Raw genomic sequence first — 17106 nt, 5'->3', positions numbered from 1 at the left:
CTATTTCCCTTTTTCGCATGGGTAGCTGGCACGCTTGTAGCAACCTTGACTTTCATCCCAAAGCGGTTTGAGTGCAAAACTATCATCAGATGAATGGTGAAATAAGTTTAACTGCATCAACTCTTGTTTACGTTTTGCATCAAACTCACTCTCTAACTTGGCATACTGCCCTTGCTTTGCCATATCCAGTACTTTTTGATTTAATGTCTTAAAACTGGTAGCTAAAATATTATTCGATTGTTCAGGAAAGTCGACAACTCTATAAGCACCACGATCCGGGTCTTGCCATAGAAAACCATCGTCATCGGCCACTGGCACCCCCTGAAACTCAGCTAAACCATACATTAATCTGAGGTATAAACGGGAGAGTTCACCTTCCACCTTACGCTGTATATAAAGGCGACCGACCACTCTGCCGCCCTCTTTTTTACCATGATTAATAAACTCAATTTGTGGCTCTGTGTAATCACTCTTCTGCCAACCGGTGGCTAAATCACGCTGTTTATACTCAGCCAGCTTTCTTCTCACGTATTGCTCGGCGCGATCCTTATCCCAGCGGTCAGAGAAAGAGCGGCTCACACGCTTCACCAACTTCTTCTCTAAGATCGGCAAGAGATAATCACTATTGTTGTAGCTCAGGCGTGAATGGTAACCGCCACCAATATCGGAATGGGCTCCGGGAAGAACAAATTCATGAAAATGCGCAGCCGAATCCACAGAGTTAAGATGGTTAAGGCTAAAGTTATAGCGGCACTCAATGCTAGGATCGGCGGTTAAATGAACAGCACGCCGAACGCGCTGAGGATCAAGCCATAACCTCACATCACCGTTATCATGATGAGTTGAAAAATCAAAAGAGAGTAGGTCAACCACAGAAGCTACGGTATCAAACAGGCCTGCAAAAGTAATCTCACAGTTGGCTTTAGCCTCATCTGCTTCATCCCAATCAAACCCATACGCCAAGGGAACGCCACTTTTTTGGCACGCCTTGCTAAACGCTTGAGCAAACTCGCCCTGCTCGCCATCCAAAACCACATTGATGAAGTGTCTTGCGGCAGCGGCTCCACGGCTAAAGCCAAATACATCAAACTGCAGCTTATTAAAACCGTCAACGGTATTCGGATCTGCTTCAGCAAAGACTGATTTAATATTTATAATTGACGTTGACAGTTGCTCTATGGAAGTACTGACTTTAGCGGTCACACCATATTTACCTATCCCAGCCCCCTGCCCAAAAATTTCCGATTCATCAGCTGGCGCAATATTTGTGCTATTTCCTGTACCAATACCAGTAACATATTCAGCTATAGAATAGGCAAGCCTGTTTTCAGAAAATTGATTTTTCTCATAAAGTTCAAACAACTTCTGTACATTGGTTAGTTCATTACTAGCACTGCCTGCCACTGTCTCTACTTCGCCTTCATCATTTTTAAATAAAGAGATAAAGAAATTGTCTTTTTTAGGATAATCAAAACACTCGCTCGATAAGTGAGTAGCAGGAATGTCGTTTTTAAGCCGCCCTGTTTTTCTGGAAATAATGTCGCAATCAACCTTGTATTTCATTTTCCATGTTTGATAGTAATTCTCTAGTTGAGTTTTCCCCCACTGCGCACTGTAGCTATTATTGGCCGTACCATCAAAAAACATACCTACACGTAAGGTAATAAAGTTAAATCCTCTCACTTTAAGAACATAACTTTTATCTGTCAGTAAATTACAAGCATCCGCTTGGCCTTTTTGGTGCCTTACGGGTAGAGCTTGTTCTGGCGTTAATTCGGTTAGATCGCCACTGGTTACGTTTAGAAAACTAGCACTATTACCTAAATGGTCTTGGTATTGCTTGGCAAAATCCAAAGTAGGATCGGCTTCATTATTGGGTGTTCTCAGTTTGCCCTGAGACTCTCTTAACCATTGTTCAGCATCGAGAGTGAGCGTCACCGGGCCGGGGGCAAGCGTTTTAAGCAAGATAGGTGCTTCACCTAATACGACGGGAAATTTATGCTTTGCAGAGTCAGTGATAGTACCAGTGATGCCTTCAAATGGCTTATTGAACTCATCACGGATGATAATTTCAATCCAATGCGTTCGATTTTCACACGGCGCACAAAAAGGGCTAACTCCTGTTGTACTTCTCATTACCAGCTCTCCTTAATGGCTTTTAACTCTTTCAGTTCATCCGATGTTAAATGTAAAGGATGGGATAAATCATCAAGCGCGGTATCGGTTGCAGTGACGAGTGCAACTAACGCATGCTGCTCTGCGACCTCGTAGCTATTTTGCTTTTCTAATGCTGATTGCAAGGCTGATAGTATCGTCTGCTGCGGTGATTCTAGGCGTTGTAAAAGATGCGGCAATAGCTCCCACCAACGTCTTTCTAAGGAATTGGCATGAACATTTATGTTGTACAAAGGCGCTAGGTGGTGAGGTAACATCTTCCACCAAGTCCCGTGGCGAAGCACAAATTCACTGCATGAGGTATTACTGAAGGTAATGAGAGCGTCTTCTTCATGGTGATCAATCGCCACCAATTGGTTGATGTTGCCTAAAAAGTGATTCACCTCAGTTTCATCCATCGCTCGTAGTATGGGAATAATCACATCACGATCGTAAAAACGAAACATCACTTCTTCGCCATCTAATGCGGCAACTAATAAGCTCCGCAGATGACCCAAAACTTCTTGTGTGCTTACCTGGCTTGACAACACTAGTCCTTGAGCAAGGAGCGATTCTGGCAACTCCAAGACAATATCAGTGACCGGAATTAGCCACGGTGATAGCGGCATAACTGAGTCAAACATGGAGCCATAAAATAAAGGCACGGCTTCCTCAAATCCAAAACCACTATTTTGCGCTAAAGCAAGCTTGTGAAGTTTATGATCAACCAACCAATATTGATGCTCTGACTGTGCTTCAAACCACGATTTCAACATTAGGCATCCCCGGCTAATGGGCATACTTTTACGGCTGGCACTCGTGCTTCTTCAGCTTGCAATAGCGCTTGGTAAAGAATGGTTTGAGGTGGCGCGGGGGATTTTTGCAGTTCAAGCTCACCAGGTAATAACGGTAAATCTCCACTAAAACCACTACCACTGCCCGCACTTCCGCCTGAGTTTAAATTAACGCCCGCCCCAGAAAGATGGACACCAGCAGGATCAACTTTGACAAAACTGCCACCGGCTGTCACGGTAATTTCTGACCCTGCTTCGATCACCACTTTTTGTCCAGCTTTGATGTGGATTTCATCTCCACTTTCATTAGTCCAAACTTGCCCTGATTTTACGTGCAAGGAACCATCGACCATTAATATACAGCTACCCTTAACCGATTCGCGGCTTTCGCCCTCCACCGTGAGGTGGTGGTTATGTTTAACGTGCGTAAACTGGTCGTTATCCACCGTGAGGTGCTGGTCGTGCTTGATGTGCGCCGTGGCATCATTGAGCACCAAGGCGTCTAAGTCTTTTTGCGCGTGTAGGTAGATTTTCTCTTGCGCTGCTTGGTCTTCAAAACTCAGCTCGTTAAACCCTTCTCCTTGGTGCGTTTCACTGCGCAGCACGGTTTTGGTTTTGTTATCCGGCAGTGTGTACGGCGCTTTGTTGGTCGCATGGTAGGTACGGCCTGTCACTATCGGTTGGTCTGGGTCGCCGTTGAGAAACGAGACGATGACTTCATGACCAATGCGCGGAATGGCTATCATGCCATATTGGCTGCCAGCCCAACCTTGTGAGACGCGCACCCAGCACGAGCTGTGCTCATCGCCGTTGGAATATCTGTCCCACGGGAAATGCAGTTTGACGCGGCCATGTTCGTCACAGAAGATTTCTTCGCCATCAGGGCCCACGACTAACGCCATGCAAGGGCCATCCACTTGAGGTTTGGCTTGCGGTGTCGCACGCCACGTGACATCAGCAGGAATGAGCGTGAATTGGTTGCTGTATGTGGTCGCGCCACTGCCGCCCTCTTCTTCCAATGCTTGTGGCTGACGCCCTTGATGATGCACTTGCACGACAACCCAGTCGCGGTTCATGCTGTCGTCAAGATGCTCTTGTAAGTCGAACTTTGTGCCCGCTTGCAGGCCCGGATGGTTACTTTTTCCGCTCGCGGTACGCGCTTCTCGTCGTAGGTACTCTAAGCGAATTTGATTAAAGGCTTTGCCGCTGATGTCGTCTTTAAAGCGACCCGGTGCATCAAAGTGCTCGTAGGTCGCTTGCTGGTAATCCATCTCGCGCCCTTGCGCTTGCTGAGCAAACGAGTAGCTCGGCTTTTTAAAACTGTAATCTTGCAGCGCGCTGTGGCTCACTTCGGTTTGGCTGTGTTGCGTTAATTGCGACACATAAGGGCTTTCCATCACGCCACCCGCAAGGGCGTTGTAAGGGATAGGCGTTTCTCGCTTTATCAGGCTTTGGCTGTCGTCACTGAAAAAGAGGGTGTGCTTCCCCTCTTCATGGATGAAGTGATACACCAAGCCTTCTTCGGCGGCTAAGCGGTGCAAGAAGTCGATATCCGTCTCACGGTACTGCACGCAGAATTCACGCTGAGCACACTCACGTTTCAGCGAGAAGGCGTAGTCGTTAATGCCCATTTCTTGCAGTACGATGGAGAGGATTTCGGGAACGGTTTTGAGCTGGAAGATGCGGCTGTTTTGGCGCAGTGATAACCGCTCTAATGCCGGGACTAAGGTCAGTGAGTAAAAGGTGTGATGATGGCCAATATCGCCTTTACTGAACTGACGCACAATGCCGTGCACACGCTGCACGACAAGGCCATCACGCAGCATCTCAAGCTGAGCGGTTTTGTCCACCAGCTCCAGCGCCGTTAAGCCAGATTGGCGGCTGGCCAGTTTTATCTCATAGCGAAAACCGTAGCAGCGCAGGCCCGCTTGCGCGCTATCAGACAGCGATTCCACGCCATGGTATTCACGCACCACTAACGTGTCGTCTGCCAAACCCTCCACGGTGAGCCTAAAACTTAACCTTGCCATCTTTTTCCCTTCCACTCTTTTATCGCAAAATGACACTAGTACAGCAAGTGCAGTGCCAGATATTTTTCTTTGATATTCATGAGCTTATAAACAGCTCGATTGACAAAGGCAACAAACTGCCTGATATGAGCAAAAAGTTGCCCTTCAATAACCAATTGTTGCTCAGCTTATTGAGTCTGAGCTTCCTGATTATGTGTCACAGTCAAATGCTCAAACTGCTTGTCGAGCTCGGCCATTTTCCAGCTCAAATTATTAAGCCGCTGCTTCAGAATCATAAACTCCTGTTCAGCCTGTACAACATCACCTTTTTTGAGCAACTCTTCGACATATGCAGCTCTCCCATAAATAGGTGACAGACTAATAGCGAACTCCTCCAGCGATTTGGTTTGTCTTTGCAGTTCGGTTAATTTTCCTTTTTGCGCGAGCAGCGCGATGTTGGCCATCTTGGTTCGCGTTTCACTAAAACGCTCCATAAAGCGCTCAGTTTGTTGCAGAGCTTCACGCTTAGCATCGGCAAACGCTTGATCAACCTCCAGCACCGATTCGGTTTGGGGATAAAGTTGCAATAACGCATCCAACACTTGCTGGGCTTCAACACGAGCCGATTCAAAAGAGCGCGCCATTTTTTGCTCAATCGCCTCTCGGTACAATGGCACAATCTCATTTGACAACTGTTCAAGCTTGGCTGGCGAGTTGGCCTGTTGAAACGCATTGACCTGCTCTGGCGTATGTAAAGCAGGTAACCTTAGGTTGGTTGCATAAGATATTGAGTTGAAAAACGGCAAATAAGTGACGGCTCCATACACCATCACAACACCAAGAACACCGGATATAAAAGCGGCCACATGCGTAACACGTGAGCGCTTTTGATTACGAACCTGCTCAACCTGTTCCGTTTGGGTATGACGCTTTAGCAGCGAATGATATTGCGTTTCTAAACGATCAATATGTTCAAAAATAGCAAAACCTACTCCTTCGAAATCAACCAAATAGTCCGGCTGTTGCAGCTCTAAAATGGCATGCATGCGCTCACAAAAGCGCTCACAACGGTATAAATCACGCAGTGCTTCATGATTCGGACGCAGATCTTTTAACTCCCGCACTACACGAGCATTAACCCAATCGAGCACTTCCTTGCGCATTTTCGCCGATTTTACGTCCGGTTTTGGCAAATTACTTAAGCAGCAGCACAACAGTTCAACACCATTGGCGTATCCCGCTAAGCCCTGCATTTTTAAACAGGCTACGGTGTAATAACCGCACAGCAAAAGGTCAATCCCCGGGCCTTTTGCTAATGTTTCACAAGAAACTTTCACCACAGCCCAGTCTGGACCACCTGATAATGGGTTGTTACGACGATTGATCTCATCTCTCACCTTTTGGTAGGCATCAATGTGACGAACAGCGGCAGCATCATCTATCAAATGAAAACGAGCGTGGTCGATAAATACAATATTGGACATGACTACAGCGTCCTAAGTGAGTTGAGGAGCGATGACCAATCGCTCCTCACTATTATTTTAGTAAAGGGTTTTCGAGAGTTTGAATGACTTAAATAACCGCTCGGTGAATGGGTTAATATCTGCCTCTGAATTGAGTCGATAAATCATCTCACCACCGTCAACTGCAAACTTAAAGTCAACCGACGTGGAACTAGCACCCACCACATCACCTTGTTCAAGCAAGCGGAAAAATGCCCACGGACCTTGGATATTAATACTTCGTGGCGACATATTATTTTTAGTCGGCACTAACGTTACTTTAGAGATCGCAGAATCACGCAGCGTATTTGGCCAAATCAACTCGACACTGTCTCTTGGGCCGTGACTGTAAGCGAGATATTGACCATCAACATTCAACACACTGCGGCGTTTGTTGTTGCTCAAGCGTAACGGTTCAACCGAGAAACTAACGTCTAAGACCCCTTTGCGGTTAAAGAAAGCTTGCTGAATTTTCTTTGCCTGCTTGAGCTGTTCTAGAACGTCTTTGCGAATAATCGACTGCGCGTTATCGTCATCATTGACCGCAATATTTTCTTCCACAAACATTCTTAGCTGGTTGTTGTAGAAGTTGTCTAATGTGCCGTTGGGCGCAAAAAACGCTTCAAAGTCAGAAAGAGAACTGTCTTTGTTGGATGACTCATTAAATGGATAGCGCCCAGCTAATTTCTCTTCAAAGGTTTTGTAAACATCATCATGCCAACGAACTTCAAGGTGCTTAATCGCTTCTTGTTTGACAACATACCAACTCTCATCCGCCAGTTTAGACACCATAGTATCGAGCGGTTTAGGCAAACCTGATGCAATACGTTTCACCGTGTAAATTGGATCAGCGTTCACTAATTTTACGCGTGCTTTAGTGGCATCAAGCGCAGCCATACCAACATCTGGCGCTTCTTGAATAGATTTGAGGTAATTTTGTAACTCTTCCACCGCCACTAACACTTCATTGATGTACGCTGGCTTATCACCGACTGGCTTGAGCATAGCGTTTAGTTCAGCAAAGGGCGCATCAATCTGCGAAGCAACTTTGTATTTTGGATTTTTTAACAGCTCTTTTTGCGCGGCTTCATCTTTAGGCACGCTGGCATACATTTGAGTATTGCTTTCTAAAGTGCGAAGCAAACGCTGCATCGGTTCAATGTTGCCAGTAAAGTTTTCTAATACTGACACCGCGTCATTGATGTCGCTAAAATACTTAACGCTGATTTCATTAAGAGCCGCACGCCAGGTATTGGTGTAGTCCGCCACATACAAGCTGCGGATTTTGTTACGAAGGTCATGCTTATCCGCTTCGCTAAATTGAGCCGATTTGGATTGCCCTAGTACCCAACTGTCGATCAAGGCCAGCTCAGAAACGGATTCTGATTGCGGCATAAAGTAATCTTCAAACCCTTTTTTGGTAAGCATTTGCGGAATATACAGCGAGCTGCTGTTGACCACTCGCTCTTCAAAAACCACATCAAAGACGGGGCCAATCAGGTTGCGTAAATTGATCGAGGGGCCAAGAACCGTTTGTGCATTCAACTTCAAATTACGGTAAACACGTTGATCGTTAGGCATAGAACCAAGATCAGACTGCACTTTCGCCACCACCTGATCATAAGGCTTCATCACCGACTCTGCATTGCGATCACCGCGCGCGCGATCACCCGCTAAATCCGTGTGTAACATGGCGTAGTCTAAATGCCCCAGTAGTTCTTCTTGGATCACGCGTTGCCCAGCGAACTCTTGCTGCCAGTATTTGGAGAAATAATCGAGTACATAATCCTTATAGCGGCCGCTTTTATCTACCATCATGCGATAGACGCGCAGCACGGCCAGCTTCTCTTCATCTGTTTTGGCTTGGTTAAGCTGCACAACGACATCAGCCATTAGCAGAGGTAAAAAGCGGTTTTCCAATAAATTCAAATAGGTCGCTTCAACCATTGGACCAATCGTGTGGCCTTGGTACAAACCAAAATCGGAAATGTACTGTGGTTTATCACGGAAGAAGCCAAACTCCAATGTCGCCTCTCGAATTTTATTGAGCGGCACGAGAACATCTTGCTGAGAGGCTAAATAAAGATTAGAGGGGAACTCGTTTTTGTACTCGTTTACTTTCGCTAACACCGCATCAGAATGCTTCACGTTACTAAGGTAATAACGATGCCAAGTGCCGACTAATAACACAGTTGCAATAGAACAAGCCACTACTGACAAACCAATCAAGCGCCGTTTTTGCTTCGCAACACGAAAATTATCTGAAGCAAGCCCAGCTTCAGGATAGATGATGTTATTAAACAGTTTTTGTGTGAAATAAACCGTTGAGTTTTTGGCTTGCTGCGCTTTATTAATGGCATGATCTAGCCCGTAACGACGTGAAGCGGCATCATCAAATGCGTTTGTGGGTACGCCCTGTTGATACACAGAAGTGAAATACGCACCACGCACCAAAGCCGACGTAGAGAACTGATCACTGGCCAATGCATCGTTGAAAAATTGTAATAAGATCTCTTTTAAACCGGAGATTTGACGCGTGAAGCTATAAATAGCATTGCGCTCTTCCAAATCCATCGGCACAGAAACCGCGTGCGGCAGTACATCATTAATGCGCTCAACAAACTGACTGTAGTCTTTTGAAAACTCGTTGAGCCAGTTATCCAAGTCATCAATAGAGTCGAGCGAAAAGGTAAAGCCCAGCACATCTTCACGCTGACTGCGCGAGTAATGTTTAAAGAAAGGTTCAAAACCGTGTAATAAATCCAATTTCGTCAATGCAATATAGACAGGTAGACGCGTGGATAACGTCTCCATCAATTCACGTAAACGAGCACGCAATAAATTGGCGTAAGCTTTACGCTCGGTTGCAGTTGCGGTTGCTAAATGAGAAACGTCTAACGCTAAAACAATACCGTTGAGTGGACGACGGCTACGCGTTCTCTCCAACCAATTAACAAAATGAAGCCACAAACGGCGCTCCATCGCACCATCGTTATCATTGCTGTGGTTACCTTGTGTCAGTAGCTCTCCATCTGGATCGATCAATACCGATTCATCGCCAATCCACCAATCAAACGAATACGGGTTTTCACTTTTTTGACCCGAGGCTCGCATTACCGAAGAAAAAACAAAGTTTTGCCCAGAGCGGTTGATGAGGCTGGTTTTACCGGCATTTTCCAAACCGAGCACTAAATACCATGGCAACGCATAGAGATAATTACGTTTATTGAGGTTCTCTTTCATGCTGACCATCACTTGGTTCAGCTCAACCTCTTGGCGCTCTTCATAGGCTTTAATTGGATCTTGGCGAAGCTGATCTTCACGCTTTTGCTCGGCTTTAAAACCTTGCAATTTTCGCCACTGCCACACGCCCCAAACGGCCAAGGCACCTAAAGTGAACAAGCTACTTGCCACTGCGCGAGCGGTTATCGATTCAAGTGGCTTATTCCCCGCGATCTCTAGCCAAGGGCCTGCCCACCAAATCGCAACATTCAATAAAATGAATGTGCTAAATAGCAAAATAGGCATCGCCGCGGCAATGCCCGGTGTTAACTTTCTTGCGATCCCAACAATAAATTTCCACATGGGTTTGTGTCCTTCGTTTACTCTGACGTTGTGTATTGTTCTAATTGCTCAACTAATGAGGGTTCCCAATCGGTAACGCTCATGGTGCTAACCTGAGCATGTAACGTTTGGTACTGTTCTTTCGCCATCGCATCTAAATTATTGCTATTTAACAAATCAGCCGATAATAACCGCCAATAGAATTTATCCCTTGGCTCACTGGCGCTGACCAGGCCATCGTTGAGCATAGAGAGCGCCACCGCAATGCCTCCCTCTTTCGCTAAGCTAAACGCCTCTTTGCGTTTGTCTTGCCAATCACCTGCTACTTGGCCTTGGGCGCTACTTTGCTGCTGGCTGAGTAGCCACTCTTTTACGCTCGCATTGACAAAAGGCTCGCCTCCTTTAAATTTCAACTCGAGCAGCGCAGGTAGACGTGCCACAAACTGCTGGCTTTCACTCAAAATGGCTTCACTCCACGCCTTTTGGCCTAAACTTTGCGCGATTTGATAGCTCATCATTTGCCCTTCAAACCAGTAAGGTGCCATGGTCAAACTCTGCTCTACCTTGCGCCATAAGGCTAAATCTGGGCTACGCATTTGGTCGTGATACTCTTTGATTCGTTCTTGCGCCATCGCCCGTAACAGTGTTTCCCCGCTGACGTCGTGCTCAGGTAATGAGGTAATACTTGACCACACGGCAAAACGCCTGACTCGTATTGCCAAGGCAATGCCGAACTCTTGTTCAGACAAAAACTCAGCTACCTTTAGTAAGGTCTGCTTAGTGGCTTTGTCACTTGAACTGTCGACTGAGATGGCGCTCTGGGTGGTGGTTTTACGTTCAACCGCCGGAGCCTCTTGCACATGTTGAGTCGCTTGCTCACGTTCTGTTGCACGGCGCAGTTGGGCTTGAACTTTAGCCACTAGACTTTCAACGCTTTCAGACATCAGTCCGGCTTGAGTAGTCGCTTGCTGTAGCGCGTCGATCGCGGTGTTTAACTCATCACGATCTGGTCCATCAAATTGTGCGAAATCTAACTTGTCGATGACTAAGGCTAACCGCTGCACAATCTGGCTGAAGAATTTGCGACGTGGCAAACTGCCTCTTTTGCCTGGCGCAGGGAAGCAATCTTCCCAGTAAAGGGACATGAAATCGCTCAGCAGCTGCAGCGACGTGGTGAAACGTAGCGGTGTGACTTGGTTATGCAAACACTGCAACAAGTAGATCAATAATTTGAGATCTTTACTTTTTTCGCTGAGCAGTTTGAGCGTACTGTGTTCGACTTCATCCCATTGCACACTAGCGTGGGAGAGTGACCCCACTTTCATCATTTGATCTTCAACAAAATCAAACAGCGGATCATCAATCAGCCGCTCACCCACAGGGTTATCGGCTTGAATAGGCTGAGTAATACAGCGGCGATAATCGGTTAACTCCATTGGAACTCCTTACCAACCACAGCGTGTTTTTAGTGCCGTTAATGATTGCGAAAGCTCGCTCGCATCAAACTGCAATCCATCAACAAAAGGAGAGTTTGAACGCAGCACAAGGCGATTTTCTCGCGCCATCGCTTTCATCATCTCAATCGCTGGCATGCCTCTGCCTGAGGAAAAGAGCAAACCTAAATCGTCACTACGCCAAGATTGTGCCTGCATATTAGCAATCGACACTTGGATGCGAGGGTCATCAATCGCGCTAGGAAACGCCAATTCCACTCGACTCAAATTGTCGATACAGCTCATCAGCAGCACAGGTTTAGCGTTATCGTCAAACTTTGTATTTTGATTTAACGCAACCAAAGTAATCCACGCATTCCCTTTATCATCGTCGCCCTCAACGGTTAAGTGACTTGCTTCCCCGTCTTGATACTGGCTGATGCTATCAAAGGCGCGTTGCCAAGATAGCGGCGCATTGGGCGTTGCCGCTTGAGGCATCACCACGTCAGAAGGCGTTTTAAACAGGTGGTCAAAACAGCTCAATCGCTCTAACCGAGATGTGATCGTAGTGCATTGCTCTGCTTGTGCTATAGCGTCATTTTCCGCATTCGCCATGGGGAAATACAGCGTCATAGAGAGGCAAACTGTGAGCCTAAACAACCGTTTATTCATGGTGTTTTAATCTCCAATTTTTGGCATTTATAGGCCAAGGTCCGCTTGGGAATACCGAGGCTTTGGGCCGCTTTGGCCCTATCACCAGCAAAGTATTGGAGGCGCTCACGGATAATACGAGACTCAAATTCATTCACCGCTTGTTTTAAATCATCCACCACTCGGCTGACACTTGACTCAGCTTTAGCGACCTTATGCCCATGTCGTTCAGTCTCTGGCTGCTGATCGGCTTTAGTGTATGCTAAACGTTGTGTAAAGCAGGACTCCTCCACCTGTGTGCCATCCAGTGTTTGCGCACAACCAAATTCAATAAGGTGCTTGAGTTCACGCACATTACCGGGAAAGTCATAACGTTTTAGGCAATCGATCGCTTTATAGTGCACACCCCGAATGTTGGTTGCATGCTGCTGATTAAAGCTGCGTACAAAATGTTGGCTAAGCAGTTCAATGTCATCCATCCTTGCCGCAAGGCGTGGCAAAGTGATCGGGTACTGAAATAAGCGGTAATAAAGATCCTGACGAAACGATTTATTACGCACTTGTTCGAGGAGATTGACATGCGTTGCTGAAACCAAACGAAAATCAGAAGATTGTTCGTTTTTACCGCCAATCGGCCGAAAAGATCGAGATTCCAACACCCGCAGTAATTTGGCTTGCAGGCTCAAGGGCATATCACCGATTTCATCCAAAAACAGGGTTCCGCCATCGGCTTGCGCAATCAACCCTTGTTTATCGCTATCCGCGCCGGAAAACGCCCCTTTGCAGTAGCCGAACAGTTCACTTTCCAATAAGTTTTCAGGGATAGCCGCGCAGTTAATAGCAACAAATGGCGCTTGTTTACGGGGCGAGAGTTGGTGCACCGCTTGCGCGACCAACTCTTTACCTGTCCCTGTTTCACCTTGCACCATCACTGAAAGCTGTGATGGCGCGGCGTTGATGATCTGCTCTCTTAATTTTTTCATCGCCAAACTGTTACCGATTAAGGTTTCAGAGAGGCTCGCAATTAATGAACGACGAGCGTTGTCTCGCTGAACGTCAGACAAGGATTCCGATAAGTTTTGTCGATTTTGTTCTTCCCGTTGCATCTCATTAAGCAACGACCACTGATGGCAAAAAACATCCACATACTTGATAAAATCTGGCTGCTCAAATAGGCCTTCCAAGGTATGGGTTTCACCAATCAACATCAAAATAGACTGAACTTGTGTATCCCCATTCGGTAACGGGTGTACAACCACGCTATCTAACATGCCGACCCGGCTAGTGAGTTGACTAAACAGGCGATTAGATTGCCAAAAAACCAATTCATCAGCGGTTAAGTGCATCGATTTGGCCGATTGCAATACATGGGCAAACGGACAATCAAAATCGGTGACCGACCAGCTTAAATTCAGCGGGTTATCCTGTGGCACTAAGGTACGGCCGTCTGAACTGGGAACCAGTAACAAGCAAGTATCGAGCCTTAGCTCTCGGCGCAGCGTTTCTACAAACAATGCGGCCAATTGGCTAGGCTTTCTCGCGACAACAAGCTCGGTTGCGTAAGCTAACCAGTGACTCATGATCACTCAACCTCTCCAATAAACTCACCCTCTTCCGCCGCTAAATAGATGCGTTGCACTGGTTGTTTATCAGCCAGTTTATTTAACAAAGCTAATGAAATCGGTGGTAGTAATTGACCTTCGATGATCGCTTCCAGCATACGAGCCCCATTTTCAGAGCGCGTTGCACGGCTTAAGATCTCTTCGATCAAGCTATCTTCAATCACCACGTCAGCGGCATAACGCTGTTTAAAGAGCTGCTCAAGGCGGGTTAACTTGCCACGTACAATCTGCTCTAGCACTTCTTTGCTGAGCGGTAGATACGGAATAATCTCCATACGAGCCAGTAAGGCGGGTTTGAAGAAAGCCGCAAGTTCTGGGTAAAGCTGCTCATCAAGCAACTGAGGCTGCTGCGCGTAATCGACTATGGTTTGGTAACCTAAATTCGAGGTGAGGAAGAAGACAATGTTTTGGCAGTCGATCACTCGGCCTTCACCATCGGCCAGCTCACCTTTATCAAAGGCTTGGTAGAAAATATTGAGCACTTCTGGGTGCGCTTTTTCAACTTCGTCTAACAGCACCACAGAGTACGGCATTTTACGAATCGCTTCGGTAAGAATGCCACCCTCACCATAACCAACATAACCCGGAGGCGAACCAATCAGGCGTGAAACGGTATGCTTTTCTTGATATTCCGACATGTTGATGGTGGTTAAAAATTGTTTACCACCATAAAGTTGTTGCGCCAGTTGGACTACCGTTTCGGTTTTACCAACGCCACTTGGACCCACGAGTAGGAAGGAACCTTTTGGACGCCCCGGACGGCGCAAATCCGCGCGCGCCGTTAATAAGTTACGGTGAACACGCTCAATCGCAGTATCTTGCCCTTTGATTGCCTCACCTAAAATAGCCGTTAGGTGGGTGATTTTATGCAGCTCATCGCTGTTCATTTGGTCAACGGGCACGCCCGTCCAGTCCGCAATCACTTCCGCTATTTGCTGAGCATCGACTTGTGGATGCATGAGGCGATCATTATGAGGGATCTCTTCTAAAGCTCGATATTGCGCCTGCAATTGAACAAGTAACTCATCGCGCTCAACTTGGGTCTGCTCACCATGATCCTCAGCGCCATCTAAGAGCTGATCGCGTAGGGTAATAATGCGCTCAATGATCGCTTTTTGCTCTTGCCAGCTTTGAGTCAAGGCCGCTTTTTCAGCTTCATCGGCCACTTCTTGGCTACATAGCTCATCCAAACGATGCGAATCAACCACTTGACCTAAATATTGAGCACGCTCAAGCATATCAATTTCAAGTTGACGTTGATGGCAAGCGGTCTCTAGTTGCGCTAAGCGCTTCGGCGGTGTGGTGATATTAATTGCAATACGCGCGCAAGCAGTATCCAACACATCAATCGCTTTATCCGGCAGTTGTCTACCTGAAATGTAACGCGCTGAAAGCTCGGCGGCGGCTTTCAATGCATCATCAGTAATCAATACGTTATGGGCTTTTTCGTAAACACGATTCAAGCCACGCAGAATATCTACTGCTTGGCTGATGCTCGGCTCTTCTAATTTCACTAACTGGAAACGACGAGTCAGCGCAGGATCTTTTTCAAAATACTTTTTGTACTCTTTCCATGTGGTGGCTGCGACAGTACTGAGCTCGCCTCGCGCAAGAGCTGGCTTGAGCAAGTTGGCCGCATCACTACCACCCTCTTGGTTGCCAGAACCAATTAAAGTGTGCGCTTCATCGATAAACAAAATGATCGGTTTAGGCGAGGTTTTGATCGCGTCAATCACGCCTTTAAGACGTTTTTCAAATTCACCTTTGACTGAAGCACCCGCTTGCAACAAGCCTAGATCGAGTGAGCACAACTCTACATTTTGCAGCTGTGTCGGCACATTGCCCGCAACGACGCGCAATGCAAGTCCTTCAATCATGGCGCTTTTACCGACACCAGCATCTCCCACAACGATAGGGTTGTTTTTACGACGACGACACAAAATGTCGATCATCAAGTTGAGTTCGTTTTCACGACACAATACTGGGTCAAGTTCGCCGTTACGCGCTTGCGCCGTGACATTGGTGCAGTATTTATGCAGTGGCGAAGATGACGCTGCATCCAGCGCGGCAGGAGCTTGAGAACCCGCTTTGCTTTTTTCAACCGCCGACTCGGAAGAGTCTTGCAACAGCGTATCAAACCCTTTGTTTAGGCTCTCTTTGTTGATGTGTTCAAAAAGACGGATTAGTTTAAGTGGTAGATAACGATCAGCGCGCATCAACGCGGCTAAAAACACCACACCTGAACGAAGCTGATTCTGATTCAGCTCAGTGGTAGAAAGCAACCAAGCTTCCTGCAATAGCTCAACCAACAGTGGCGAGAATGCTGGATAGGTATCTAACACTTGTTCACGAGCGTAACTGGCACTGATGGCTTGTTTTACGGTTTCCACATCTAAGTTAGCGTGCTTAGCTATCACACGCACATCCGAAAGTGGGTTCTCTAGCAACACATGTAAGAAATGCTCATAGGTCACTTCTGGGTGCTGACGTTCAATACATAATGAAGCGGCTTGCTCTAGGGCTAGCTTACTCTGTTCATTGAGTTTTGAAATTAATGTGGGTAATTCAATACGGATCACTACAATCACCTAGCCTTTTATAATTAGAGTATTTGGTTCAATTGGTTTAATACGTCTGCCGATTGGCTGTGCAGTAAATAGGAATAGCCTAAAAACACACCGACCCAAATAATGACAAAACCAAGCAGTACTGACCAAACCGGTAACTGCCTGCTTAACTTATATTTTGATTTCACCACATGGTCCGTGGCGGAGGTCAGTTCTTTCGGCTCGTTTTCATCCAACGAACTGACGGTGTCATGTAAACGACTGATCACCTTTTCACGCTCGTTGTGGCCGTTTTCCATCACACGGTATTTACCTTCAAAACCTAACACTAGGCATTGATAGATAAACTCTAGCAACGCGCGATAACGTTTAGGTTCACCTTCCAAGCGACTTAAGATGGTAAATACTTTTTCGCCGCCCCAAGTCTCACTGTGGAAACGAGACAGCATAGAATGTTCAGCCCACACACTGGATGCACCCCACTCGGTTCCCATGACGGCTTCATCCAAAAACGCACACAGAATGTAGCGATAAGCCATCAAAATCGCATGCTCAAACCCTTGCTCGGCAAGCTCGATTTCAATCGCTTTAATCTCTTCTACCGTCTGTTTGTAGATCTGCTCAATGTTGTCACACTCTGACAAGCTGCGTACCCGCAGCGACAAACCAAACAGAGGGGTAGCAGCATCAATCAAAACATTAGGGTTATCACCACGTAGTTGAAACCAGTAATCTTGGTCGTGGTTGATCTGCTCGACGCTGTCAAAAAGCAGACCGCTGTATTGGGTGTTTTTTTTATCAATGGCCATC

General features: G+C 46.7%; 10 protein-coding genes. All 10 read right to left on the bottom strand.

The genetic code is table 11. From position 1 onward, the window contains the following. Window positions 1–2136 (bottom strand): phospholipase effector Tle1 domain-containing protein, encoded by a 2136-nt coding sequence (locus AACV32_RS09350; protein WP_170894969.1) that lies wholly within the window; start codon window positions 2134–2136, stop codon window positions 1–3. Beyond that, a complete protein-coding gene (locus AACV32_RS09345) occupies window positions 2136–2930 on the bottom strand; it encodes a DUF4123 domain-containing protein (protein WP_170894968.1) in 795 nt (264 codons plus the stop codon). The genes AACV32_RS09350 and AACV32_RS09345 overlap by 1 nt, the downstream gene beginning before the upstream one ends. Then, the gene (locus tag AACV32_RS09340) at window positions 2930–4978 is read right to left on the bottom strand and encodes a type VI secretion system Vgr family protein (RefSeq protein ID WP_170894967.1); all 2049 of its coding nucleotides are present in this window, start codon (window positions 4976–4978) and stop codon (window positions 2930–2932) included. Before AACV32_RS09340 ends, AACV32_RS09345 begins: the two co-directional genes overlap by 1 nt. Before the next feature lie 167 nt (window positions 4979–5145). Further along, window positions 5146–6441 (bottom strand): type VI secretion system ImpA family N-terminal domain-containing protein, encoded by a 1296-nt coding sequence (locus AACV32_RS09335; protein WP_170894966.1) that lies wholly within the window; start codon window positions 6439–6441, stop codon window positions 5146–5148. Between the two features lie 57 nt (window positions 6442–6498). Beyond that, a complete protein-coding gene (gene tssM / locus AACV32_RS09330) occupies window positions 6499–10044 on the bottom strand; it encodes a type VI secretion system membrane subunit TssM (protein WP_017045001.1) in 3546 nt (1181 codons plus the stop codon). Between the two features lie 17 nt (window positions 10045–10061). Next, complete coding sequence (gene tssA, locus AACV32_RS09325) at window positions 10062–11459, bottom strand: type VI secretion system protein TssA (RefSeq protein ID WP_017049291.1); 1398 nt, start codon at window positions 11457–11459, stop codon at window positions 10062–10064. 9 nt (window positions 11460–11468) lie between these two features. Then, window positions 11469–12128: a type VI secretion system-associated protein VasI gene (gene vasI / locus AACV32_RS09320; protein WP_013868303.1), complete on the bottom strand. Its 660-nt coding sequence runs from the start codon at window positions 12126–12128 to the stop codon at window positions 11469–11471. Then, window positions 12125–13687: a sigma-54 interaction domain-containing protein gene (locus tag AACV32_RS09315; protein ID WP_170894965.1), complete on the bottom strand. Its 1563-nt coding sequence runs from the start codon at window positions 13685–13687 to the stop codon at window positions 12125–12127. The genes vasI and AACV32_RS09315 overlap by 4 nt, the downstream gene beginning before the upstream one ends. Before the next feature lie 2 nt (window positions 13688–13689). Further along, window positions 13690–16308 (bottom strand): type VI secretion system ATPase TssH, encoded by a 2619-nt coding sequence (gene tssH, locus AACV32_RS09310; protein ID WP_170894964.1) that lies wholly within the window; start codon window positions 16306–16308, stop codon window positions 13690–13692. A 23-nt stretch (window positions 16309–16331) separates the two neighbouring features. Further along, window positions 16332–17105 (bottom strand): type IVB secretion system protein IcmH/DotU, encoded by a 774-nt coding sequence (gene icmH / locus AACV32_RS09305; RefSeq protein WP_170894963.1) that lies wholly within the window; start codon window positions 17103–17105, stop codon window positions 16332–16334. Between the last annotated feature and the right edge of the window lies 1 nt (window position 17106).

Source organism: Vibrio sp. B7, from assembly GCF_963888765.1.
In the GTDB taxonomy this organism is placed as follows: domain Bacteria; phylum Pseudomonadota; class Gammaproteobacteria; order Enterobacterales; family Vibrionaceae; genus Vibrio; species Vibrio anguillarum.
Note: the sequence above shows the minus strand (reverse complement) of the source record. Positions and strands in the feature narration are given on the sequence as shown.